Here is a 22,842-nt window from a genome sequence, read left to right on the forward strand (position 1 = left end):
AACGCACTTGTCATGAACAAATTGGGAGACTATCCACAGGCAGAAGATTGTATGAATGAAATCGCAAAAGGACTAAAGGAGCTGACGAAATGAAACAGTATACATTGGATTGGAAACGTTATGAGGAATTGGCACGTCAAGCGGTCGCAGAAGGAGTCGTATTAGTCAAAAACGAACAGAAGACCCTGCCGTTACAGCCTGAAACAAAGCTTGCCGTATTTGGTCGTAGCCAGTTCCATTACTATAAGAGCGGTACCGGTTCAGGTGGGATGGTGAACATCGGGCACGTCACGACACCGCTCGAGGCACTACACGAGCGCCCAGACATTCACATCAATGAATCGCTCTATGCGACGTATGAGGAATGGGTGAAAGAGAATCCGTTCGACCAAGGTGTCGGCTGGGCAGGCGAACCGTGGTCGCAACAGGAGATGGACGTATCGGACGAGCTCGTCGAACAGGCGGCACAAGAATCGGATGTTGCCCTCATCATGATCGGACGCACGGCAGGGGAAGACCGTGACAACACGGCCGACCCAGGCAGTTACTTATTGACGGATATCGAACACGCGATGATCGAGCGCGTGACGAAACGCTTCAACAAGACGGTCGTCGTGTTGAACGTCGGGAACATTATCGACATGAAGTGGGCGAAGGAGCCAAGTGCCATCCTCTATGCATGGCAAGGGGGAATGGAAGGCGGAAAAGGACTCGTCGACGTGCTCGTCGGCGATGTGAGTCCTTCCGGGAAACTGACGGATACGATTGCCCGTTCCATCGAGGATTATCCGTCGACAAAGAACTTTGGTCATGCGGATAAAGGAATTTATCAGGAAGACATCTATGTCGGTTACCGCTACTTTGAAACGTTCGCAAAGGATGATGTCTTATATCCGTTCGGATTCGGATTGTCTTATACGACGTTCAATACGAAAGTGAAGAATACGGAAGAAGTCGATGGCGTCCTGACGGTTGAGGTGGAAGTGACGAACACAGGTGACCGTGACGGGAAAGAAGTTGTTCAACTCTATGTCGAGAAGCCGCAAGGGAAGCTCGGGAATCCGCTTCGCTCCTTAGTGGCATTCGAGAAAACATTGCTTCTTGAACCAGGTGAGCGCCAAACCCTTTCGTTCAATGTTCACATGACTGACTTTGCGAGCTACGACGACTCCGGTGCGACGGGTCATGAATCGAGCTTCGTTTTAGAGGCGGGGACGTATCGGTTATATGTCGGAACGGATGTGCGTGCGGCTACACTCGCTTTTGAAGTCGAACAACGTGAGCAGCGTGTCCTTGAGACGTTGAGCGAGAATATGGCCCCCGTCCTCCCGTTCGAACGGATGAAACCGATTCAAAATGAACAGGGATTTGAAGTGGATTACGAGTCGACACCGCTTCGCGCCGTTGACGTCGAGACGCGTTATTTGGAAGAGCGTCCGGAAACGCGATTGTACACTGGTGACCGAGGCATCAAATTGAGTGATGTGTATAACGGGAAGGCATCGCTTGAGGCGTTCTTGGATCAATTGTCGGATGAGGACTTGGTGACCATCGTCCGTGGGCAGGGAATGAACTCGCCGCGTGTCACACCGGGGACGGCCGCGGCGTTTGGTGGCGTGTCCGACCGGTTGAATGAACTCGGGATCCCAGCGGCGTGTTGTGCCGATGGTCCGTCAGGCATTCGCATGGATATCGGGACGAAGGCGTTCGCGCTTCCGAACGGGACACTGTTGGCTTCCACGTTCAATGTCCACCTCGTCGAAGACTTGTTTGAGATGACTGGGCTTGAGATGCGGAAAAATCGGGTCGACACGTTGCTCGGACCAGGGATGAATATTCACCGCAACCCGTTGAACGGACGGAACTTCGAGTACTTCTCGGAAGACCCACATGTGACTGGGAAGATGGCAATCGCTCAATTGAACGGGATGCATCGCGTCGGTGTGACAGGCACGCTCAAGCACTTCAGCGCCAATAATCAAGAGGCACATCGTCACGATATCGATTCGGTCGTCTCGGAGCGGGCGTTACGCGAGATTTATTTGAAAGGGTTCGAGATGGCGGTAAAAGAAGGACGCGCATCGTCCATCATGACGACCTACGGTGCGGTCAACGGCATCTGGACAGCAGGCCTCTATGATCAAAACACGCGTATCTTACGTGACGAGTGGGGCTTTGAAGGTATCGTCATGACAGACTGGTGGGCAAAAGTGAACTTCCGTGAGGATGAGTCGGCCAACCGTCAAAATACGGCAGCGATGGTTCGCTCGCAAAACGACTTGTACATGGTCGTCGACCGCCCGGACCTCAACTCATTCGAGGACAACACGATGACTTCGCTCGAAGAAGGCGTGGTGACACGAGGCGAGTTGTTGCGGAGTGCGCACAACATTTGTTCATTTGTCTTGAAATCACCAGCAATGGAGCGTCTTCTTGGGATTCATGACGGTTCCGTCGAGGTGCTCGGCTTTGAGGATGAGACGAACCAACAGGATGCATTTGAGTTGGACTATCAACATCTCGAAAACGGGGAACACGTCGATTTGTCAGGAATCGACACCTCGACCGGGAATACACATGTCTTCGCCATTTCGGTCGATCAAACGGGGACGTATGACATCACGTTGACGGCCCGTTCGAACGCAGGCGAGTTGGCACAGATGCCGGTGACGTTGTTTGCGAACAATATCCCAGGTGCGACGTTCACGTTTAATGGGACAGACGGAGAATGGGTGACGCAGACGAAGCAGGTCTTCTTCTTGAACCAGCATAACTACCTCCAACTCTATTTCGCGTTAAGCGGCCTAGAAGTGAAAGACGTGTCCTTCACGCTCGCGGATGAATTCAGTATGAAGAACGGATGATTGTTCAAGGACGTCTCAATGAGGCGTCCTTTACCTGTAACTGATGGATTATTCCTCATGGTAGAAGGAAGACAAATCGACCAGGCCGGACATACGGATGACAATGTACCAGTATACGTCTTCGGACCACAAGAAGAGAAGTTCGTCGATATGAGCGACAACACCCGATCAAGCGCAACGTATCTTCAACTTGTTGAAAAATAATGGGGAGACTAAATAAGTAAATGGATATGCAAAGACTGCGCGGGAATTCCTGCGTAGTCTTATTATTGTTAATACGCTTCTAGTGATTTGATTGCATGCCTAAGTACATCGACTTCTTCGTTTTCCCAGCCCAATCGATTTACTGCATTGATAAACTGTCGTGTTGCTTTAATAAGAGCAACTTTCAGTTCTCCAATTGAAACGATACCGATTTCCGTCTTCATTTGACTATCTTTCATAAATGATAGCTCAAGCTCGGACAATGATATTTTTTTGGCTGATATAGAAAGGGGACCATCCATAAATGAAAACGAATGAATAGATTTAAGTGGAGCATGTAAAATCGCACGACAGCTGTCAATCCACCATTTTAAAAGGACAGCAACGAAATCAGACCAACCGACTCCCGGGAAATAATCATATGTATCAATCACGAAGTTAATCTCACCAACAATTTGATCAGAGTACGTTAATGAATCAAGATTAATCTCAATGGAAATTTGATGGCACATCCATTTTCACCTCGTCAGTTTTGAAGATTCCTGTTAAGAACATCTTACTTGAGCTGTAGGGAGTATGAAACAAAGAAGCTGATTACATCTTAAATCACTTGTCAAAAGTGCTCGATATCGTTTCAAAAGAGACGAATTTTCCATAAATGAATCGATTTCGAAGTTGGACTCGTACGTAAAGAACTACACAAAATCGGAGGGATTCTCATGCGCACGCTCTATATGAAAGAAAAAGTGTTCAGTTTACGCGGTCGTTTCACCATCAAGGATGCGGACGGACATGATCAATACTTTATCGAAGGTAGCTTTATGAAGTTTCCAAAGTCGTTTGAGATTAAAGACGTGAATGGCCAAACAGTCACGACCATTACGAAAAAAACGTTCAGCTTTTTGCCAAAGTTTTTTGTGGAAGTGGATGGCACAGATATGATGACCATCTCAAAAGAGTTTTCTTTCTTCAAACCGAAATATTCAATCGATGCGGCCGGGATCGATGTCCAAGGAGACTGGTGGGATATGGATTTTGACGTGATGAAGAACGGACAGTCCATCGGAAGTGTGCAAAAGAAATGGTTCTCGTGGGGCGATAGTTATGAGATTCGTGTCGAAGAACCCGAAATGGAGCACCTTCTCATCGCCATCGTCGTAGCCATCGATTGCGCGAAAGCCGATCAAGCAGCGGCATCTAGCGCGGCAACGTAAAAGGGAGTGCTTTATGGAAATGTGGGACATCTATACGGTCGACCGAGAAAAAACCGGTCATATGTGTCAACGCGGAAGTCGATTGCTAGAGGGCGAGTATCACCTCGTCATTCACGTGTGCATCTTTAACCAGAAGGGCGAGATGTTGATTCAGCAGCGTCAACCGTTCAAGGAGGGTTGGGCGAACATGTGGGATATCACGGTCGGAGGGAGTGCGACGGTGGGGGACACGAGCCAGCAAGCCGCCATGCGGGAGCTCGAAGAGGAGATTGGGCTCAAGCTTGATTTATCTCAGACACGACCGCATCTGACAGTCAATTTTGACGAAGGATTTGACGATATTTATTTGGTCGAAATGGAAGTAGATTTGAATGAGCTGACGCTTCAGGAATCTGAGGTACAGGCCGTGAAGTGGGCGGATGAAGCGACGATTTTGCAGATGATTCAACAGCATGAATTCATACCGTATCACACGCCGATGATACCGTTACTTTTTGCGATGCGAGGGCAATGGGGAGGGATCAATCAACATGCATTCAAGCAAATGGATCAATGAACCAAAGACGATTAGCGGGCTGGATCCGTTGACTTTTCATACGCTACCAGATACAGATTTTTGGCGAAACACGCACTACGGATTCAATCGCATGACGGCGCATGCACGACTGACAGACGTCAAAGCTAGACGTTTTACATGTCGGGCGACAATCCAGATGGAACCGAGCCATATGTATGATCAGGCCGGAATCGTCTTGTATGTGAACGATGACCATTGGATCAAGACGTCTGTCGAATATATTCCAGATGGACCGTCACATCTTGGCGCAGTCGTCACCTCGTTTGGCTATTCGGATTGGTCGACACGTGATTTTTCAAATGACATGGTTCGAAATCCATTGACGTTTGAAATCGTGTATACCGACGGGGATGTGGAGATTTTCTTTGAATATGGTGACGGAATGCGTGAACAGCTTCGCATCGCTCACCTTCATGATGTGTCGACGTTACGCGTCGGTCCTTATGCCTGTAGTCCGGATGTGAATGCGACAGGGTTTGACGTGACATTTTCCGAGTGGGGATTGAGTGAATCCTCGATGTAATTCAAAAACAGGAACCTCTTGCCATAAGAGGTTCCTTTAACGTTTCCGACTAATCAATCGCGCTGTCCGTAAAATCGAAGGCAACAATTTACGACGTTGCCGAAATGCGAGATACCGACCTTCCCACGACGGTTTGAATTTTTGCTTGAACTGTCTCAATCCACTGAACGGATAGATATAACTGATATTCTCAAAGATATCAGCGGCGACGCGCTCCGGCCAATGCGAGAACGTCTGCCCTCCGACGGCGGCAAGTGGTGCCACGCCGAGTCCGACCTGTTCATAACCTTCCGTTCGCGCCCAGTCGATGATGTGAAGAATCAATACTTCAATCGCTCCGGAGGGCGCATCACTCTTCGAACGCATCAAGTCGATTGAAATCGTCCCGTCCCCTCGAAGTAACGAAATGAAAGCCACGACAACGCCGTCCGCATCTCGCAACAAGGCAATCGGGTAACGGGTCAACGTTTCGTAGTCGAAGAAACCGAGGGAGAACCCTTTTTCATTCCGATTCCCAATCCATTCGTCCGAGATGTCTTTTAACTCCTGTAACAGCAAAAGACCCGGTTCGCGAACGATATCAAACGTAATCCCTTTCTTCTCGAATTGATTAAAGAGTGAGCGCATATTGGCCCGCTTTTTTCCTGACAACGAAAATGTCTGCACGTCAACCGTCGCCTCTTCCCCAAGTTTGAAGAACGTGAAGCCGGCATCATGGAGGCGTGGCATCCAATTCGGTGTGATTTGATAAAATAAAGGAATATACCCGATCCGGTCCGCATCTTCAATGAAACGCGTCAAAAGTTCAGTCGCGGCCTGTTTCTCACCTTGGATATCTCCAAGAACAATCGCATGGTTCCGCGCTGTCGCAAATAAGAGACACGCGTTTCCAGTCTCGTTCATATAGAAACGCTTATCTGCCATATGGACCAAATCAAAGCTACTCGATGTCTGTTGTGTTGCTTGAAACTGTCTGATTCGCCTTTCATCATATGATTCTCCAAGTACCGGACGTTTCCAACGGTCAAACAAGAGAAGAAGTACGCTTGTTACAAGTGATGTGATGAGAAGTAGGAACACGGTCAACCAACCTGCCTGATGCGATGTGAAGAACAAGGCATCGGTACCAGCGAACGACTGCAACAAGAGGGCATGGGAGCCGACATAAAACAGTACATAAATCAAGTTTCGGATGAGGCGTCCGGTCGTTAAAATCGAACGATATCGGATGTGTCGTTTACGCGTCAACCAGACGAACGTCGCGAACCCGATCACGACGAATGTTTCAAACAGGTTCAAGCCGCGAGCGATCACACCGATGGTCGCCGAAATGAACGCTGTATTGAGTAACCAGAGCGTTCGTTTCGTTCGCACAAACATACCATATACAGACAAGAACATAAGAAGTCCAGCACTTGATAAGAATAGCGTCCCAATCCATTCGAACCAGCGATTCACCTCATAGAGCGGTGTCACGCTCGGAAGAAGGGTTTGGAACCAAATCAACAAGCTACTCATGAGTGCGATGAGGCTGCCTGCCAATCGTCCGATTTTTGCGAGTGTTCGAGAAACGATTCGCCACACGACAGTACCAATCTCATAAGAAGACCCGATGATTGGCCGATATTCGATTTGTTTGACGACCTGGTCCCCGAACGAAATCGCTGCGAGAAAGAGTCCAATCAAAAAAGGGACAACGAAATAGACGAACCGGTAGATGATCAGTGACGAGAGGACGATGTCTTGGTGAATCCCAAGCTGTGTCATCCCGACGAGATATAGTAAGTCGAACGTGCCGGCACCCCCGGGAACGAGTGAGACGACACCGACGACCGTCGCCACGATAAATACTCCGAAGAGTTGCGCGAATGAGGCCGACCCGTCGAGTAACGATAAGGCATAGAGGGCAACGAGTCCTGCAGTGACCCATTCCGCAAGCGAGGTCATCGTGTATCCAATCAGAGTGGCCCACCCAACGTTTGATCGGCGTGAGGTGACGAATAAATAAAACGGGAGCATCGCGCTCACCACGAGTAGCACCGGCCAAATCCAAGGTTTTGTTCCGACGAGGGCACCTGCGGGGAACATCCCGAGGAGCACACCGATGGAGAGGATAGAGAGACCGCTGATCAGTGTCGGGGTCATCCAACCGATCGCACGAAGCAGACGTTTCGTATCCGTATAGGGACGATAGAGCGAGGTACGAAGGGCAATCCCGATTACGCCGCCGAATCCAAGCATCCCATTCATCGAGTTCGTGATCCACGCCGTCTGAACGATTTTTCGTCTCGGCAACTCAATATGTAAAGAACGAAGTAGGAAATAGTCATATCCCGTCATCGTCAAGACGGCGAATCCACCGAGTACAATGAGTGTGAACTGTTCCCATCCGCTTAACTGCTTTAAAGTTGTGAAGGCAGTCGCAAGCGAGAGGTCTCTTAGCTCCTGTCCACTTTGAATTAAAATCAAACTGATCAACGCGATAGGAACGAGCCATTTCAATTGTTTCCATGAAAAACGAGTACGCATGAGGTTTTCTCCTTATCTGTCATATGACGGACAGCATTATCTGACTAAATCGTACTACAGGATACGATTGAAATCTGTAAAACGTTTCAGAATGAAAGGATGATAAGCGCAAGAAAAAGGACGATATGTCCGTTGCACGTCCGTTACAATAAAGAGAGGAAGGGGTGTGGAGATGCTGACATTTGAAGAAAAGTGGGCAAAAATACTCGCTTGTGATGCGACATATGACGGATTGTTCTATACGGCCGTGAAAACGACAAAAATCTATTGTCGTCCCTCATGCCGGTCTCGTAAGCCAAAAAAAGAGAATGTCGACTTTTATGAGACGAGACAAGAGGCGGAAGAGCGTGGATTTCGACCATGCAAGCGATGTCAACCAGATGTCGAGCACGCCCCATGGGACATACTCGTTCAAAAAATTACAGCTTTTTTGGTGCAACATTATAAACAACCGATTCGCCTCGAACACATTGCCGAGTACACAAAACTCAGTCTTTTCCACTTAGAACGGACATTCACAGAAGCGGCAGGCGAGACGCCGAGACAACGATTAGAGCGGATACGAATTGATAAGGCGTCATATCTATTGCGAGCAACCGCCATGAGTAATCTGTCGGTTTGCTATGAGGTCGGGTTTCAAACACCGTCGAACTTTTACCGCGTCTTCAAACGAATCAAAGGTTGCACACCGAATATGTATCGAAAAGGAGAAGACGTATGACAGAGATGCTACTCGCTGTACAGCAGCCGTTTGATTTTCATGAGTGTCTCGTCTTTTTGAGTCGGTCCGAACAAGAAGTGCTCCATGTCACGACGGACAAGGTAGTTCAAAAGCTGATGCGAATCGGGGAACGCCTCATCCTAGTCGAGCTTCAAGAAAAGGGATATTACATTCGTGTACGGTTCCCAGGCGATGACGTCTCGGATGCGGAGACAGAAAGCATTGAACGTGAAGTCCGTGACTGGTTAGACCTTGATCGTGACCTGACGCCGTTTGAAACGATGGGTGCGAAAGATGAATTGCTGGCACCTTTGATTGAAACACATCGTGGATTACGGATGATCGGCTTCCCAGATTTGTTTGAAGCGCTCGCCTGGGCCATCATCGGACAACAGATCACACTTTCATTTGCCTATACGATTAAACGACGCTTCGTCGAACGATACGGGGATCATCGAGTCGTCGCGGGTAACGCGTATTGGACATTCCCACGGGCGGAACGCATCGCCCTGCTCGAACCAGAAGAGTTACGTGAGCTACAGTTCAGTCGAAGAAAAGCTGAGTATATCATTGATATTGCACGGGAAATAACGGATGGAAATCTATCGAAATCGACTTTACAATCACTCTCCTCAGCTGATATCCGTCAACGGTTACTCGCAATCCGAGGTGTCGGAGAATGGACGGCAGACTATGTCTTGATGAAGTGTTTTCAGGACGCATCAGCCTTTCCTGTCGCAGATGTCGGATTGCATCAAGCGATTCAGCATCGGTTAGGGACATCGAAAAAACCAACGATTGAGGAAGTGAAACGCTACGGTGAATCGTGGCAAGGGTGGGAAGGATACGCGACATTTTACCTTTGGAGGTCATTGTATGGAAACGTATAAATTGGACATGAACACACCGATCGGTATCCTTGAAATTAGTGGAACCGAGGATGTCATTCAATCGATTTTATTCGTCGAACGAGAGGCAACCTTCCTTGAACAAGATGTACCTGACGTATTGCGACAATGCCGAGATGAACTAAACGCCTACTTTCGCGGCGAGCGTATGACGTTCACGTTTCCGACTGAACAAATCGGCACCGATTTTCAACGAGAGGTATGGTCTGCGTTACAGACGATTCGCTTTTCGAAGACGGCTTCTTACCGAGAACTCGCCGAACGAGTGAAGCGACCTGCGGCTGTCCGGGCGGTCGGAGCGACGAACGGACGTAACAGATTGAGCATCGTTGTGCCTTGTCATCGAGTCATCGGATCGAACGGGAAACTGACGGGATATGCTGGTGGATTATGGCGAAAAGAGTGGCTCTTACGTCATGAGCAACGAATCGCACATCCAACCCAGTAAAAAAACACTTCCCCCTTCAAATCTGCTACACTAGAGATGGTCCTATCGTGACGTCAGAATCGACGAAGTTATAGGATGATTCCCGTCACTTATGGAGAAGGTTTTGGAGGAATGTATGATTAAATTACTAGCAGATTCAACGTGTGACTTATCAGATGAAGTACTCGAACAGTACAACATCGGGGTCGCGCCGTTGATCATTACGATGAACAATATGTCTTATCAGGACCGGGTGGATATCCAGCCGGATGAATTTTACGGAATGTTGGAAGCGCTGCCGGAATTCCCGACAACGGCGATGCCGAGCCCGGCGACGTTCTTAACCTTGATGGAAGATGCGGTCGCAGCCGGTCATGAAGAGATTTTATGCATCTGCATGTCGAGTGGGACGAGCGGGTCTTACCAATCGGCGGTCATCGGGAAAGAATACTTCGAAGAAGCACACCCTGAATCGACCGTGAAGATTCATGTCGTCGACTCCCGTTCGATGAGTCACGGTAGCGGTTGGTTGTTACTGAAGAGTGCGCAGATGCGTGAAGCCGGTGCTACGTTCGAGGAACTCGTTGACTTTAATGAGACGTATAAGACGAAAGTAAAACACTTTTTATCGGTAGATGACTTAGACCACTTGATCAAGAGTGGGCGTATTTCGAACGCGAGTGCCATCATCGGAAAGTTGCTTATGGTAAAACCTATCATGAGCATGAAGAACGGAAAAGGTGCCATTGTTGCCAAGGAACGGGGCACCCGTAAAGTGCTGAAGCATTATACGGATGAGTTCGTGAAACGCGTCAACCCGGACATCACGAATTTCGTAATCATCGGATACACATCCGATCAGCGGATTGCTGAAAACTTAAAAGCGAAGCTTGAAACAGAAACTGACTTCACCGGCGAGATTTATCTCATGCAGATGGGGGTCTCGGTCGGGACGCACGTCGGTCTCGGTGCCATTTCCATGTTCTTCGTGGAGAAGTAACAAAAGCCGTCTCCTTGCGAGGCGGCTTATTTATGTGGCTGGACTCATATATTGGTGCAATTTTTTCGGCGACATAAAAGAAGGAAAATTGCAGTTTCCTTGACAATGTGATGTACGAAGTTTTATAAATGGTAATGATTACGATTAAAAATCTAGGAGTGTTCATATGATTACCATTATCGGAGCCGGACCATCAGGTGTCGGGATGTCCATTTTATTAAAAAAACTAGCCGTTCCCTTCGTTTTGGTCGATCGAGAAGAGGTAGGTGCCAGTTTAGCGAAGTGGCCTAAAGAAACAACGTTTTTAACGCCTTCTTTTACGGCGCATGGGTTTGGCGCGCTGGATTTAAATGCGGTTGCCCCAAATACGTCGCCAGCATACTCCCTTCATGGAGAGCGATTCACAGGACTCGAGTATCAACGTTACTTAAAAAGCCTCGTTCAATTTTATGAACTTCCGTATAAACAACAAGACATACAGCATATCGAAAAACAAGGAGATCAGTTCCTTTTAACTCATTCGGACGGAACGAGTGTCAGTGACTTTGTCGTATTGGCGACAGGTGAATATGGTGCACCTGTTCAGCCATTTGAAGCCGGAAAACATGTTTCGGACGTGACTTCGTACGAAGTGGAGCCAGCGAGTGTCATTATCGGCGGTGGCGAGTCTGCGGCAGACGCAGCGATCCATTTGTCGAAAGAGCGTGATGTCCTCGTACTAATGAGAGAACAATGGGGGGCGCAACACCACGACCCATCGATGACATTGGCACCATACACGAAACAACGTCTTTTCCCGTTAATTGCAGAAGGTCGTGTCCAAATGCGCGTTGCGAACGTTCACGAAGTCACGGAGAAGGAGGGGATGTATTCCATCAAGACGGACACCGGGACAATCCAGACAGATTATGCTCCGATTGTGGCCACCGGATACAAACCGAACCTTGGTCCATTCCGTGATTGGTTCGAATGGGATGAATCGGGCATGCCGATTTTGAATGACCGCGACGGTTCGACGATTGATGAGAATCTGTTTTTGATTGGACCGAGTGTGCGCCAACGAAACGTCATCTTCTGTTTCCTTTATAAATATCGCCAACGTTTTGCGGTCGTCGCAGAGACGATTCTCAATATGACAGGTGAATCGGTGACGGACGAGCAGGGCGCAGTGTTCAATGATTATATTGACAACGATATGTTTTTACACGATTTGTCTTGCTGTGACGCAGGATGTGATTGCTAATGCAAGTCGCATTGATTGGTCTCGAATCGTCAGGGAAATCGAGCCTTTTATATCGACTGAGCGAATATAAAACGGCTCGTGGCATGAACCAGCGTGGGTCGACGACCGACATCGTATCTTTTGAAACAGAGGGTTTGACGTTTCATGATATGCCAGGACTACGACATGACTCGGATGTTGAACGCTATCGACAGGTGACAGACGAGGCCGCTGTTCACGTTATTTTCGCAAGAGCGCATCAACTGATTCGGGAGTGGAAACGACTCGAGCGAGTCATGCTGTCAGGGAAACGAATCTTACTTGTCATCTCGCATATCGATCGATTGGATGTAGACTCGCTTCGTCGCGTCGAGCACCAGTTGAAGAAACGGAAGATCCCTCACGTCCTGTTGCAAACGTCAGATCGTACGTGGAAGACTAAATTATTCTTTAAAGAACTTCAAGAGGCAAGGGAATTATCAAATGAAGACGTTTCGGCGTTGACGAGTCTATATATTAAACAGACTGACCCGATGAACATCTTTTTAAGACATCCGGTCGGCGGGATTGTGATGGCAGCACTCACAATTTTACTTTTGTACGGGTTACCGGTCGTTCTCGCCTATCAAGTGGCGAGTCGGCTTGAGCCGTTTGTAGACCGATTCGTTGAAATCGGGTCGACATTTGTGACGGGTAACTTCTTATCGACGATGTTGTTCGGAGACTTCGGTCTATTGTCACTTGGTTTATATTCGTTCGTCTGGGCGTTCCCGGTCGTTGTCTTGTTAGGTGTGACGGTCGGTGTGACAGATGATACAGGACTAAAGGATAAACTCGCTGACGCGCTCGATCCAATCATGCGAAAGATCGGTTTGAGTGGTCAAGATTTGATTCCGTTCCTCGGTGGTTTCGGCTGTAATGTGACAGCGCTCGATCAAACGAAAGGATGTCATGCGTGCACGCAGAAAAATTGTGCTTCGCTCATCTCCATCGGCTCGGCGTGTAGCTATCAGATGGGAGCGACGCTGTCCGTATTCGGTGCAATTGGGAAGCCGATGCTCGTATTCCCCTATGTGTTCAGTCTTCTCGTCATTTCGCTGATTCATTTAAAATTATTTGCGCGTAAAGATGTCCCGATTTTTTGGCGTCATGAAACGTTTTTACAATTACCACAGGCATCAAACGTGCTCCGTCACGTCCGTGATGTCGTAGCGCAGTTCATGATCCAGGCGATGCCACTTTTCCTCCTCATCTGTCTCGTAGCAGGATTGCTCGATTGGAGTGGGTGGATTGAAACGCTCGAAACGGTGATGGATCCAATATTATCTATTCTTCAACTTCCCGCAATCGGTGCGACGGCATTGTTTGCGAGTATCATCCGCAAAGATGGGATTTTATTGTTGAACGAATCGGCCGCTACGATGACGACTGTCGATGTGTTCTTGCTCGTCTTGTTCGCTTCACTCGCCACTTCATGTCTCGTTACGATGTCAAAAATGGTGCAACTGTTCGGATGGCGTCACGCAATGAAGACGATTGCTTTACAGTTCATGACGGCATTTGTCGCCATTTTTCTCTTGTCGAATATTTTGTAAGGAAACGATTGAATCAGTAGTCGAGGGATGTTTTCATACACCCTCGGCTTTTTTGAATGAATCGACTAGCGAGTGGGCATGTGGATACTCTTTTTCAAAATGCATAATTACCAGCAAGATAAGCGCGTCCTCGAATCCATGCCAAGAAGCATTTTCATAAAAAGTTTCAGCACAAAAAATCATACATAACCCTTATCATTCATTACAAAAGAGTTATAATCGGTATAACGATTATAAAATATACGATTGAGGAATGGGGATTCTTCGATCGTATGAAAAAAATTCAGGGGATAAGGATGGGGTTTTCATGAGCAGTACGCAAACGAGAACAGACGTCATTTTGATTGGGGCAGGCATTATGAGCGCGACGCTCGGTTCACTCTTTAAAGAGCTCGTACCGGAGTGGAACATCAAAGTGTTCGAAAAGCTTGATGCAGCAGGGGAAGAAAGTTCAAACGAATGGAATAACGCAGGTACGGGGCACGCCGCGCTTTGCGAATTAAACTATACAACAGAGAACGCAGATGGAACGATTGATATTTCAAAAGCGGTCAACGTCAACGAGCAATTCCAAATCTCTCGTCAGTTTTGGACGCATCTCGTCAATCGGGGATTGATTGAAAACCCAAGCGCCTTCATTCGATCGATTCCACATATGAGCATGGTCCAAGGAGAGGCAAATGTCGATTTTTTGAAACGTCGTTTGGAAGCGCTCACAAATAATCCTCTGTTTGAAGAAATGATTTTTTCAGACGACCCGAGTCAATTAGAGGAATGGTTCCCACTCATCATGGACGGACGGACATCGGATGAACCAATTGCCGCGACGAAAATCGATTCAGGGACGGATGTGAACTTCGGCGCGTTGACACGCATGTTGTTTGATCATCTCACTTCGAACGAGGTCGAAGTCAATTACGGTCATAGCGTCGAGGACGTGAAGCGTCTCGACAACGGGCATTGGGAAGTGAAAGTGAAAGACGTGTCTCGGAACACGATCGAAACACATACGGCACCGTTTCTCTTCATCGGAGGGGGTGGCGGAAGTTTGTCACTCTTGCAAAAGACAGGGATTCCGGAATCGAAACAAATCGGTGGGTTCCCGGTCAGCGGACTTTTTCTCGTTTGTAAAAATCGTGAGGTCATCGAAAAACATCATGCCAAAGTGTACGGTAAGGCGAAGGTCGGGGCGCCACCGATGTCGGTCCCGCATCTCGACACACGCTTTATCGATGGACGCAAAGAGCTACTGTTTGGACCGTTCGCCGGCTTCACGCCGAAGTTTTTGAAAACAGGATCGAACTTGGATTTGATTCGCTCAGTCAAGCCGAACAATGTCATCACAATGCTTGCGGCAGGAGCGAAAGAGATGCCACTCACGAAATATTTGATCGAGCAGGTGCTCTTGTCACACGACAAGCGAATGGACGAGTTACGTGAATTTATCCCGAACGCCAAGAACGAGGATTGGGAGATTGTCGTGGCCGGGCAACGGGTTCAAGTCATTAAAGATACACCGCAAGGAAAAGGGACACTTCAATTTGGGACAGAAGTTGTCAGTGCCGAGGATGGATCGGTCGCGGCGCTTCTCGGTGCTTCTCCGGGCGCATCGACTGCCGTTCACGTCATGTTAAAAGTGCTTGAGCAGTGCTTCCCACAACAAATGCCGGAGTGGGAAGGGAAAATCAAAGAGATGGTTCCGTCGTATGGATTGAAGCTGTCGGATCATCCAGATTTGTTCAAATCGATTCACGAATCGACTGCGGTCACGCTCGGTTTAGAAGAAAAGGACATGGTCCACAATTAATTGATTCAAAGCGAGTATACAATCGTATGCTCGTTTTTCATTATCTAGCCCGTACGGTTTCCATCAGATAAAGTGAAAGAATTGAATGACTTCACAATTAGAGCGATAAAATGAACTAGAATGTACAAAAACCGTTCACCTGAAGCAAGACACATCGTCTTCGCTCCTGAATGAACGGTTTTCAGCATTATACCATCCGTAAAAACGTCTTCGCCTGCTGTTCGAGTGTAGCAGCTGATTCCGCTAGTTTTTCGAACTCCCGGACCGTCTGTTCGAGTTGTCCCGAACTGTCTTTCACTTTAGGGGAAATCCGTCCAATGCTTGTCGATACGTCATCGATCCGTTTGACGATTCCTTCGATGTTATCATTTACTTCTGTGATGGAGAGGGATACTTTGTTTGAGAGATTGCGCACTTCTGTTGCCACGACATTGAATCCCCGACCGTGTTCACCAGCTCGAGCCGCCTCGATTGCTGCGTTGAGTGCGAGTAGGTTCGTTTGGGCAGCGATTTCGCGAATCGTTCGGACGATGTCTGTGATTGTCTTCGCCTCCTGTTGGAGAGCATGCAAATGCTCCAGGTTTTGGGCGGATTCCTGTTCAATCAGCTTGACGTTCTTGAGCACGTGCTCCCCATCCTGTTTCCCGACTTGCGACTGGGCGGATAAGTATTCAGACGTTTCTTGAAGATCATTTGCCATATGAAGCACGTCTTGTTGTCGCGAGGTGATATCGGCCGCGATTTTAGAGACGCCGATGACGTGTTGGTTGGTGTCATCGAAAATCGGCATGTAAGTGGCTTCTAACCAAACCCTCCGACCATCGGCGGCGCGACGTTCAATTTTGTCATGATAACTGACCCCTTGCATGAGTTTGCGCCAAAACACCTCATACTGAGGGCTGTTTGCGAATTCTGGCAAGCAGAGGTCATGATGGGGACGTCCAATCAAATCGTTTACTTGATATCCCATCGTTTTTGCAAAAATTTCGTTAACATAAGCGACACGTCGATGTTCATCGAATCGAATGATTGCTAAATTGTTCTCAATGGCTCGAATGACATGCGTGTCTGTGACATGGGTCGCCCTAGAGTGCGATTGCATCCTAACATCCTCCCTATATCATTTAGTTTGTTTGTATTAGGATACCCTATAATTGTAAAAATAAGTGTATTATTGTATAAAAGTAAAAAGACCGCTTCCATGGAAGGGGTCAAGGTGTGAGTGTCGTCATGTTTTCATGTAAGTACTCGCCGATTGTACGTTCGATATCACTCTCTGAACGATTTAGCGCGAGCGAGAGTTCTTTGATGAGAATGGTTTTCGCATTCTCTAAAATTTTACGATCTTGCTCATATAACTTTTTATTCGCTTGAAGTGCCTCGATTTGTCGCCGGCTCAGCGTATTCACGACTTGAGCGATGTCGTGACGGTTTCCGGAATGGACGACATTTAAAAATTCGCGATTGCGATTGTTAGAATGCGGATTCCATTCGACACCAGGGGATCGGAACGACTCTAAAATCTCTAATGCCTCGTCAGCTTCGAGCAAGGTCAACATCATCACGTTGTCATTATCGACAGGGATGCTGATTTGTAACTTCTGCGCATTATTGATCGGGTGAAGCGTATAATACGATTTCGTCTCTCCTGCGACCGTTTTATCCGAGATGTCGTCGATGCGACATACGCCGTGGGTCGAGTAGATGATTAAGTCTCCAGTTTTAAACAAGTCGATCACCTCTTCCTTACCTATAAGCATAGTCATTCAGAAGCTGAAATGTCAACTAGGTTGACGTTTTAGGTGATGTGTGCATACAAAAAAACCGTGTCGATTCTTTTGACACGGCTACAGTTTCCAATCCAATCGTAGAATGGTCTTCAGTTGGTCGAAAGCCTCTTGCCCGATGCCTTCTTGAATACGTTGTTCAAGCTGGGCTTTGAGTGTCTCGTTTTGCTCATAGCAAGTGTGACCGAGCGTGGTCAATTCGATACATTTGTCTTTTCGACTCTGTGGATGGTCTGTCACGAGAATGAGTGCTTTGCTTTCTAAATTCTTAATCAGTTTATGAATGGCTTGCCGAGAGATGTGGACGTTTCGCGTGACTTCTGCAATGGTTGTTTTCGATTGATATAGTGTGGCGAGAATGTACCATTCCGAGTTTGAGAGTTGGATGTCGCTCTGCTCGTTCCAGGACTGTTCACTTATTCGTCGAACTTGATCGTTTCGTTCTGTCAGCAGATCAAGTAGACGGGTTGACGTTGATGGAGTCAAGTCAAGTCACTCCTCTTTCATTTCCGGCTTTTAGACGTTCCTAACTATACAAAAGCAAACATCCCCCGTCAACGTCAAAACAGAACAAAACGAGGCATGCGACCTCGTTTTGTTACTCGGAATCTCAATTTTTAAAGTCGATGACCATACGTCCTTGAATTTTTCCTTGTTCCATCTCCTCGAACACATCTTGAACTTCGTGAAGATGACGTTTATGGACGACCGGTACAACGAGTCCCTCAGCGCCGAACTGGAACGCCTCCTCTAGGTCTTTGCGTGTACCGACAAGCGAGCCGACGACTTCAATGCCATCGAGAACGAGACGAGGGATGTTCAAGTCCATCGTTTCGGAAGGAAGTCCGACCGCCACCACTTTACCACAAGCACGAACCGCATTGACCGCTGAATTGAAAGCGACTTTTGAGACGGCCGTGACGACGGTGGCATGTGCTCCCCCAAACTTCTCTTGAATGATGTCGGCCGCGTCTCCCTCGGACGATGGGTTGATTGTTAAGTCTGCGCCGCTCTCCTTGGCGAGTTCAAGTTTGTCATCGTTCAAATCTACGGCGATGACATGTGCATTGAAGACGTGCTTCGCATACTGAATCGCCAAGTTACCGAGCCCACCACAGCCATAGATGACGACTATCTCACCCGGCTTGACGTTTGCGACTTTGATTGCTTTATATGTCGTGACGCCGGCACACGTGATACTCGAAGCCTGTGCCGGGTCCAATCCTTCCGGCACTTTGACAGCATAGTCCGCCACGACAATCGATTGTTCAGCCATCCCACCGTCTACGCTAAAACCAGCGTTTTGAACATTTCGGCAGAACGTCTCACGTCCTGTCGTACAGTATTCACAACGTCCACATGCGTGGTACATCCAGGCGATGCTGACCCGATCCCCGACTTTTAAACTCGTGACATCGTCTGCGATTTGAGAGACGACCCCGATTCCTTCATGGCCGAGCACGCGCCCTTGTACATCTCCAAAGTCACCGGCTGCGACGTGAAGGTCCGTATGACATACCCCACAGTACTCGACATCGACGAGCGCTTCACCAGACTGTAAGGAACGTAAATCCTTCTCAATGACTTCGACATTCGCCTTGCTTGATGAATTGACAACGACTGCTTTCATGTTTGAACACACTCCTTTTTGAGATGGTGACCAATCTGACGTTATCCTTATTCCCACAGTCAGAATAACACAAAACCCTTTGTGAAAACGCTTTATTTTTAGATAGCTTTCGTTCAGTTAGTGATTTTTTTCACATAAAGATTTATGGGAATATGAAGAGGAAGAGTTAAAGAAAGGAGTGTCATTCCTATGACGCGAACAGAGTTATACCACACATATAAATCAAAAATCTTACAGTTGTCTGATTTAGAAGAGGGTACGTTGAAAAGTGAATCATTTTTATTGGATCGTGATGAGAAGAAGCAACTCGACATTTATTATGCCCCGTTCGAATACGTCAATCCCGAGGCGAAGGTCGTCATCGCGGGAATCAGCCCAGGCTTGTATCAAATGCGTCAGTCGTTCGAGGCGATTCGTGACTTGAAGGATGCCACCGACGAAGAGGCATTGCAAGCCGTCAAACAACGCGGGAGCTTCTCCGGACCGATTCGAAAGAATTTGGTGACGATGCTAGACGAGTTAGAACTACATCACCATCTGGGAATCGAGTCTTCCCTCGACTTATTTGGGTCGGCGAACCATCTCGTTCAAAATACGGCGGTTCTGCCATATCCGGTTTTCTATAAAGGCAAGAACTATAACGGGTCCAGTCCAGACCTGCTTCGGACGGATTTGTTTCGACCGTACGTGGAAGGTGTATTCGCAGAAGAGATGGCGCAGCTTCAGCATGCCCTCATTTTACCGATGGGTGTGAACGTGGGCCGAGCCATACAACAGTTGATTGAGCGAGGAATTTTGAATCAGGAACGAGTCGTGAACGGTTTTCCTCACCCATCCGGTGGGAACGGTCATCGTCACCGCATCTTCGCCGAAAATCGAGATACGATGAAACAAAAAATTGCTGAATATTTCAATCATTATCCATTGTAATTCGGCATATTTGGTGAGCACATGAACTGACATCGATTCTTTACTCCGCTAAAATCATAAATGGTTGACTTACTTACAGAGAATGAGAAAGGATGTCCGCCATGATTACGTTGTCGTCCGTCCATAAACGGTATGGACAAGAGATGGCCGTTCGTGATGTATCGCTTCATATTCGAAAAGGAGAGATTTACGGCATTATCGGCGCAAGCGGTGCCGGGAAGTCGACGCTTCTTCGATTGATGAATTTGTTGGAGGAACCGGATGCCGGGAGCGTCACGGTCGATGGCGACCAGTTGACCGAGCTCTCTAATCGGGAACTCCGCAAGAAGCGATATCGGATCGGTATGATTTTTCAACAATTCAATCTCGTCGCCAATAAGACCGTCTTTGATAACGTCCTCGATTCCTTGAAGCTCGCCAAACGACCGAAAGCGACATGGGAAGCGCGTGTGATGGAATGTCTTCAGTTCGTCGGACTCGATTCGTATCGCGATAAATATCCGGCACAGTTGAGTGGGGGACAGAAACAGCGTGTCGCCATCGCACGGGCGCTCGCGAGCGAACCGAGCGTGCTTCTATGCGATGAACCGACCTCCTCCCTTGACCCGAACACGACAGCTGAAGTGCTACGTGTCCTTCAGTCGGTCAATGAACAACTTGGTGTCACCGTCGTCCTCGTCACGCATGAAATGGATGTCATCCGTCAAATCTGTCATCGCGTCACCGTCATGGCAGAAGGGGCCGTTCATGAGACGATTGAACGGGAACCGACGGGTGTGGTCGCTATCGATCAAAATCCAAGGTGGTTCGTCGAACAGTTGCGAGAGGAGGAATCGAATGCCTGACATCTTGTTACGCTATCAGTCAGAGATTTGGCAGTCCATCGCTGAGACGTTCATCATGGTCGGGGTGTCTATCCTTGCCGCAGTTCTAGTCGGCCTCCCGCTAGGCACGTGGCTCTACCTTTCGCGAAAGGGGCAACTGTTGGAGAATCAGATTGTCTTCTCCGTCCTTAATCTAGTTGTGAACATTGTCCGGTCGTTTCCATTCCTATTACTCGTCGTGTTTTTGATTCCATTTACACGGCTCATCATCGGGACGGCCATCGGAACGGCAGCCGCAACCGTGCCACTCTCGATCATCGCAATCGCGCATTACGCGCGCCTCGTCGAACAGTCATTGATTGATGTCCCACGCGGGGTCATTGAAGCGGCACTCTCGATGGGGGCGTCGGTGAAAGACATCATCTTTAAGTTTCTTTATGTCGAGGCAAGGTCTGGTCTCGTCCTTGGCTTGACCACATCCATCATCAGCTTTATCTCGTACTCTACGATCATGGGGGTCGTCGGGGGAGGTGGCATCGGTGACTTCGCCATCCGTTACGGATATCAGCAGTTCCAGACCGAACTCATGCTCTATATGATTCTGATCATGCTCGTCTTCGTCCAATTGATTCAGTTCACTGGCACGACCGTGGCACGCATCATCGACAAACGCTAACCAGAAAGTAGGAAATGAATATGAAAAAATTAATGGCACTTCTTGCCTCACTCACACTCGTCCTCGCCGCATGCGGGAACGACACGGAAACACAAACAGAAAAGAACGAACCACAGACACTAAAAGTCGCGTCACTCATCCCACCGATGACAGACATGCTTGAAATCGCGAAAGAACAGCTTGCGGAAGACAACATCGAACTCGAGATCGTCGTCCTCGGCGATAACGTCCAACCGAACTCGGCACTTGCGGCGAAAGAAGTCGATGCGAACTTCTTCCAGCACGTCCCATACATGGAGGAGTTCAACCGAAACAACGATGCGAATCTCGTTCCAATCGAACCGATTTATTTTGCGAACTACGGTGTATATGCGAAAAACTATGACAACATGGAAGACCTCCCGAAAGGCGCGACAATCGCCATCGCCAACGATGTATCGAACATTGACCGTTCGCTCTCCCTTCTCGCACAGCATGACGTGATCGAACTCGGCGAGAAAGAAGGCACGTACTATACACAAGCCGATATCACATCGAACCCGAAAAACTTCAAGTTTGAAGAAGTCGACTTGTTGATGCTCGCTCGTGCGTACGATGATGTCGATGCGGTCTTGATGACACCGGCCTATGCGGCACCGCTCGGTTTGACACCGAAGAGTGACGCGCTTCTAACAGAGGGTGTCGAGAATGATTTCGCGATTACGTTCGTCGCACGTGAAGATAATCAAGATGAAGAAGCGATCAAAAAACTTGGCGATGCGCTCACAAGTGACGAAGTTCGTACGTTCTTGGAAGAAAACTATGACGAGACGGCCATCCCGGCGTTTTAATTAATTCCGTAGTCAACGTAAGATATCTTGTTCAAACGAAGCAATGACTTGTTGCACCACGCGTAGATAGTCTTGGTCAGATTGAGCTGACTCGTAAAAGAACCAAATACCGTCTTCATCTGAAGAATGACTGCCCAGCCTTCGTCGTGCGTCGACGTCGATATCATGGGCGGTCATTTTTTGTGGGCTAATTTGTTCTCCCCAATATGTTTGAAAGCCAGTGGGCGGAGCTTGAGCCAATTCGACGATGAACGAGCCACCATGCCGATTGAATTGAAAGGTGACTAAATCAATTCGGTCAGATTGCATGCACCGAAAGTGAGGAAACGATCCTTGGAATTGATGTGACTGCAAATAAGGAACGACTTCCCGTTTCAAGAAGGCAATCATGTCTTTTCGTTGTTGGGATAGCATGAGAATCTCCTTTAAGTAGTTTAGTTAGAATATATATAAAAATCGGATTGAGCGCATGCTCAACCCGATTTACAGGCTGTTGACTAACATGAATCATATCGCTCGCCTTTCCGGCGCCCACGCTTTCCGCAGGCAATCCCGGAGCCGCATCGCGACCTAG

Annotated in this window: 23 protein-coding genes; 16 read left to right on the forward strand and 7 right to left on the reverse strand. The window is 48.1% G+C overall.

Going from position 1 to position 22,842, the window contains the following annotated elements; translation table 11 throughout:
* Positions 1-89 precede the first annotated feature (89 nt).
* Both KNP00_RS11720 and KNP00_RS11725 read left to right on the forward strand, forming a co-directional pair.
* The gene (locus tag KNP00_RS11720; RefSeq protein WP_215145451.1) at positions 90-2,864 is read left to right on the forward strand and encodes a glycoside hydrolase family 3 protein; all 2,775 of its coding nucleotides are present in this window, start codon (positions 90-92) and stop codon (positions 2,862-2,864) included.
* Between the two features lie 18 nt (positions 2,865-2,882).
* A complete protein-coding gene (locus tag KNP00_RS11725) occupies positions 2,883-3,068 on the forward strand; it encodes a hypothetical protein (protein WP_215145453.1) in 186 nt (61 codons plus the stop codon).
* Between the two features lie 68 nt (positions 3,069-3,136).
* Here KNP00_RS11725 and KNP00_RS11730 read toward each other — a convergent pair whose 3' ends face one another.
* A complete protein-coding gene (locus tag KNP00_RS11730; RefSeq protein WP_215145456.1) occupies positions 3,137-3,580 on the reverse strand; it encodes a hypothetical protein in 444 nt (147 codons plus the stop codon).
* Positions 3,581-3,787: 207 nt separating this feature from the next.
* Between KNP00_RS11730 and KNP00_RS11735 the strand changes: the two genes are divergently transcribed.
* Genes KNP00_RS11735 through KNP00_RS11745 form a run of 3 tightly spaced genes read left to right on the forward strand, consistent with a single transcriptional unit; the run spans position 3,788 to position 5,382 of the window.
* On the forward strand, positions 3,788-4,282 hold the full coding sequence (locus KNP00_RS11735) for an LURP-one-related/scramblase family protein (RefSeq protein ID WP_215145464.1): 495 nt from the start codon (positions 3,788-3,790) through the stop codon (positions 4,280-4,282).
* Between the two features lie 13 nt (positions 4,283-4,295).
* Positions 4,296-4,838 carry an NUDIX hydrolase gene (locus KNP00_RS11740; RefSeq protein ID WP_215145466.1) on the forward strand — a complete coding sequence of 181 codons (543 nt, stop codon included), beginning with the start codon at positions 4,296-4,298 and terminating at the stop codon, positions 4,836-4,838.
* Complete coding sequence (locus tag KNP00_RS11745; RefSeq protein ID WP_215145468.1) at positions 4,813-5,382, forward strand: DUF1349 domain-containing protein; 570 nt, start codon at positions 4,813-4,815, stop codon at positions 5,380-5,382. The genes KNP00_RS11740 and KNP00_RS11745 overlap by 26 nt, the downstream gene beginning before the upstream one ends.
* Before the next feature lie 36 nt (positions 5,383-5,418).
* Here the strand turns inward: KNP00_RS11745 and mprF are convergent, their stop codons facing one another.
* Positions 5,419-7,911: a bifunctional lysylphosphatidylglycerol flippase/synthetase MprF gene (mprF, locus tag KNP00_RS11750; RefSeq protein WP_215145471.1), complete on the reverse strand. Its 2,493-nt coding sequence runs from the start codon at positions 7,909-7,911 to the stop codon at positions 5,419-5,421.
* A 172-nt stretch (positions 7,912-8,083) separates the two neighbouring features.
* Between mprF and KNP00_RS11755 the strand changes: the two genes are divergently transcribed.
* The 7 genes from KNP00_RS11755 (at position 8,084) to KNP00_RS11785 (ending at position 15,591) form a co-directional block, all read left to right on the forward strand.
* Positions 8,084-8,632, forward strand: coding sequence for a bifunctional transcriptional activator/DNA repair enzyme AdaA (locus KNP00_RS11755; protein WP_215145472.1), 549 nt, complete (start codon positions 8,084-8,086; stop codon positions 8,630-8,632).
* Positions 8,629-9,522, forward strand: coding sequence for a DNA-3-methyladenine glycosylase family protein (locus KNP00_RS11760; RefSeq protein WP_215145474.1), 894 nt, complete (start codon positions 8,629-8,631; stop codon positions 9,520-9,522). Before KNP00_RS11755 ends, KNP00_RS11760 begins: the two co-directional genes overlap by 4 nt.
* Positions 9,509-9,988, forward strand: a complete 480-nt coding sequence (locus tag KNP00_RS11765; protein WP_215145476.1) for a methylated-DNA--[protein]-cysteine S-methyltransferase — start codon at positions 9,509-9,511, stop codon at positions 9,986-9,988. The genes KNP00_RS11760 and KNP00_RS11765 overlap by 14 nt, the downstream gene beginning before the upstream one ends.
* Positions 9,989-10,103: 115 nt before the next feature.
* Positions 10,104-10,967 carry a DegV family protein gene (locus KNP00_RS11770; protein WP_215145478.1) on the forward strand — a complete coding sequence of 288 codons (864 nt, stop codon included), beginning with the start codon at positions 10,104-10,106 and terminating at the stop codon, positions 10,965-10,967.
* Between the two features lie 166 nt (positions 10,968-11,133).
* Positions 11,134-12,210, forward strand: a complete 1,077-nt coding sequence (locus KNP00_RS11775) for an NAD(P)/FAD-dependent oxidoreductase (RefSeq protein WP_215145480.1) — start codon at positions 11,134-11,136, stop codon at positions 12,208-12,210.
* The gene (locus KNP00_RS11780) at positions 12,210-13,784 is read left to right on the forward strand and encodes a nucleoside recognition domain-containing protein (protein WP_215145486.1); all 1,575 of its coding nucleotides are present in this window, start codon (positions 12,210-12,212) and stop codon (positions 13,782-13,784) included. Before KNP00_RS11775 ends, KNP00_RS11780 begins: the two co-directional genes overlap by 1 nt.
* 307 nt (positions 13,785-14,091) lie before the next feature.
* Positions 14,092-15,591, forward strand: a complete 1,500-nt coding sequence (locus KNP00_RS11785; RefSeq protein ID WP_215145488.1) for a malate:quinone oxidoreductase — start codon at positions 14,092-14,094, stop codon at positions 15,589-15,591.
* Between the two features lie 187 nt (positions 15,592-15,778).
* On the opposite strand, the gene KNP00_RS11790 is transcribed toward KNP00_RS11785, so the two are convergent.
* The 4 genes from KNP00_RS11790 to adhP all read right to left on the reverse strand — a co-directional run bounded on the left by KNP00_RS11790 (position 15,779) and on the right by adhP (position 19,008).
* Positions 15,779-16,693 (reverse strand): methyl-accepting chemotaxis protein, encoded by a 915-nt coding sequence (locus tag KNP00_RS11790; RefSeq protein ID WP_215145490.1) that lies wholly within the window; start codon positions 16,691-16,693, stop codon positions 15,779-15,781.
* 109 nt (positions 16,694-16,802) lie between these two features.
* Positions 16,803-17,330, reverse strand: a complete 528-nt coding sequence (locus KNP00_RS11795) for a CarD family transcriptional regulator (protein WP_338082280.1) — start codon at positions 17,328-17,330, stop codon at positions 16,803-16,805.
* Between the two features lie 108 nt (positions 17,331-17,438).
* Positions 17,439-17,864, reverse strand: a complete 426-nt coding sequence (locus KNP00_RS11800; RefSeq protein WP_215145494.1) for a MarR family winged helix-turn-helix transcriptional regulator — start codon at positions 17,862-17,864, stop codon at positions 17,439-17,441.
* 124 nt (positions 17,865-17,988) lie between these two features.
* Positions 17,989-19,008 (reverse strand): alcohol dehydrogenase AdhP, encoded by a 1,020-nt coding sequence (gene adhP, locus KNP00_RS11805; protein ID WP_215145496.1) that lies wholly within the window; start codon positions 19,006-19,008, stop codon positions 17,989-17,991.
* Positions 19,009-19,197: 189 nt separating this feature from the next.
* On the opposite strand from adhP, the gene KNP00_RS11810 reads away from it, so the two are divergent.
* The 4 genes from KNP00_RS11810 to KNP00_RS11825 all read left to right on the forward strand — a co-directional run bounded on the left by KNP00_RS11810 (position 19,198) and on the right by KNP00_RS11825 (position 22,268).
* Positions 19,198-19,938 (forward strand): hypothetical protein, encoded by a 741-nt coding sequence (locus KNP00_RS11810; RefSeq protein ID WP_215145498.1) that lies wholly within the window; start codon positions 19,198-19,200, stop codon positions 19,936-19,938.
* Between the two features lie 101 nt (positions 19,939-20,039).
* A complete protein-coding gene (locus KNP00_RS11815; protein WP_215145500.1) occupies positions 20,040-20,783 on the forward strand; it encodes a methionine ABC transporter ATP-binding protein in 744 nt (247 codons plus the stop codon).
* On the forward strand, positions 20,776-21,438 hold the full coding sequence (locus KNP00_RS11820) for a methionine ABC transporter permease (RefSeq protein WP_215145502.1): 663 nt from the start codon (positions 20,776-20,778) through the stop codon (positions 21,436-21,438). The genes KNP00_RS11815 and KNP00_RS11820 overlap by 8 nt, the downstream gene beginning before the upstream one ends.
* Before the next feature lie 20 nt (positions 21,439-21,458).
* Complete coding sequence (locus KNP00_RS11825) at positions 21,459-22,268, forward strand: MetQ/NlpA family ABC transporter substrate-binding protein (protein WP_215145505.1); 810 nt, start codon at positions 21,459-21,461, stop codon at positions 22,266-22,268.
* 12 nt (positions 22,269-22,280) lie between these two features.
* On the opposite strand, the gene KNP00_RS11830 is transcribed toward KNP00_RS11825, so the two are convergent.
* Positions 22,281-22,682 (reverse strand): DUF4304 domain-containing protein, encoded by a 402-nt coding sequence (locus KNP00_RS11830; protein ID WP_215145507.1) that lies wholly within the window; start codon positions 22,680-22,682, stop codon positions 22,281-22,283.
* Between the last annotated feature and the right edge of the window lie 160 nt (positions 22,683-22,842).

This window comes from Exiguobacterium qingdaonense (assembly GCF_018617855.1).
Taxonomy (GTDB): domain Bacteria; phylum Bacillota; class Bacilli; order Exiguobacteriales; family Exiguobacteriaceae; genus Exiguobacterium; species Exiguobacterium qingdaonense.

Bases quoted from the DNA above. Each gene is read 5' to 3' on its own strand.
- KNP00_RS11720 (WP_215145451.1), top strand. From the start codon at position 90: ATGAAACAGTATACATTGGATTGGAAACGTTATGAGGAATTGGCACGT.
- KNP00_RS11725 (WP_215145453.1), top strand. From the start codon at position 2,883: ATGAGGCGTCCTTTACCTGTAACTGATGGATTATTCCTCATGGTAGAA.
- KNP00_RS11730 (WP_215145456.1), bottom strand. From the start codon at position 3,580: ATGTGCCATCAAATTTCCATTGAGATTAATCTTGATTCATTAACGTAC.
- KNP00_RS11735 (WP_215145464.1), top strand. From the start codon at position 3,788: ATGCGCACGCTCTATATGAAAGAAAAAGTGTTCAGTTTACGCGGTCGT.
- KNP00_RS11740 (WP_215145466.1), top strand. From the start codon at position 4,296: ATGGAAATGTGGGACATCTATACGGTCGACCGAGAAAAAACCGGTCAT.
- KNP00_RS11745 (WP_215145468.1), top strand. From the start codon at position 4,813: ATGCATTCAAGCAAATGGATCAATGAACCAAAGACGATTAGCGGGCTG.
- mprF (WP_215145471.1), bottom strand. From the start codon at position 7,911: ATGCGTACTCGTTTTTCATGGAAACAATTGAAATGGCTCGTTCCTATC.
- KNP00_RS11755 (WP_215145472.1), top strand. From the start codon at position 8,084: ATGCTGACATTTGAAGAAAAGTGGGCAAAAATACTCGCTTGTGATGCG.
- KNP00_RS11760 (WP_215145474.1), top strand. From the start codon at position 8,629: ATGACAGAGATGCTACTCGCTGTACAGCAGCCGTTTGATTTTCATGAG.
- KNP00_RS11765 (WP_215145476.1), top strand. From the start codon at position 9,509: ATGGAAACGTATAAATTGGACATGAACACACCGATCGGTATCCTTGAA.
- KNP00_RS11770 (WP_215145478.1), top strand. From the start codon at position 10,104: ATGATTAAATTACTAGCAGATTCAACGTGTGACTTATCAGATGAAGTA.
- KNP00_RS11775 (WP_215145480.1), top strand. From the start codon at position 11,134: ATGATTACCATTATCGGAGCCGGACCATCAGGTGTCGGGATGTCCATT.
- KNP00_RS11780 (WP_215145486.1), top strand. From the start codon at position 12,210: ATGCAAGTCGCATTGATTGGTCTCGAATCGTCAGGGAAATCGAGCCTT.
- KNP00_RS11785 (WP_215145488.1), top strand. From the start codon at position 14,092: ATGAGCAGTACGCAAACGAGAACAGACGTCATTTTGATTGGGGCAGGC.
- KNP00_RS11790 (WP_215145490.1), bottom strand. From the start codon at position 16,693: ATGCAATCGCACTCTAGGGCGACCCATGTCACAGACACGCATGTCATT.
- adhP (WP_215145496.1), bottom strand. From the start codon at position 19,008: ATGAAAGCAGTCGTTGTCAATTCATCAAGCAAGGCGAATGTCGAAGTC.
- KNP00_RS11810 (WP_215145498.1), top strand. From the start codon at position 19,198: ATGACGCGAACAGAGTTATACCACACATATAAATCAAAAATCTTACAG.
- KNP00_RS11815 (WP_215145500.1), top strand. From the start codon at position 20,040: ATGATTACGTTGTCGTCCGTCCATAAACGGTATGGACAAGAGATGGCC.
- KNP00_RS11820 (WP_215145502.1), top strand. From the start codon at position 20,776: ATGCCTGACATCTTGTTACGCTATCAGTCAGAGATTTGGCAGTCCATC.
- KNP00_RS11825 (WP_215145505.1), top strand. From the start codon at position 21,459: ATGAAAAAATTAATGGCACTTCTTGCCTCACTCACACTCGTCCTCGCC.
- KNP00_RS11830 (WP_215145507.1), bottom strand. From the start codon at position 22,682: ATGCTATCCCAACAACGAAAAGACATGATTGCCTTCTTGAAACGGGAA.